Annotated in this window: 1 pseudogene; it reads right to left on the reverse strand. The window is 63.8% G+C overall.

Features of this window, described 5'->3' with window-relative positions:
* A pseudogene (locus E5W87_RS28675) lies at positions 1-508 on the reverse strand (D-xylose ABC transporter ATP-binding protein); the annotation flags it as partial.

Genomic DNA, 508 nt, shown 5'->3' on the forward strand with positions numbered 1-508 from the left:
CCGCTGGAACCGAAGATGGTCTCCAGGATTTCGGTGCGTCCCGAGCCCAGCAGCCCGCCTATCCCGAGAATTTCGCCTTCGGCAAGATCGAAGCCGACGCCGTCGAGCGCGGTGCGCCAGCCGTGGCGGTCAGGTTTCGACAGTGACAAGCCGCTTACGGAGAGGACGACCTTGCCGCTGGGGCCGCGCTCCTCCTGGGAAGAGGCAAGCAGGCTTCGCCCGACCATCGCCGAAATGATGATGTTTTCGTCGAGCCTTGCCATCGCCTCGGTCAGCACGTGGCGTCCATCGCGAAACACGGTGACCCGGCTGGCCAGATGCATGACCTCGTCGATGCGGTGTGAGATGTAGACGATAGCCACGCCGCTGTCGGCGAGCTGGCGGATGATCCGGAACAGCCTTTGGCATTCGGCCGGCGAAAGCGCTGATGTCGGCTCGTCCATGATCAGGATGCTCGCTGACATCGACAGCGCCTTGGCGATCTCGACCAGCTGCTGCTCGCCGACAC

This window comes from Mesorhizobium sp., from assembly GCF_004962925.1.
Taxonomy (GTDB): domain Bacteria; phylum Pseudomonadota; class Alphaproteobacteria; order Rhizobiales; family Rhizobiaceae; genus Mesorhizobium.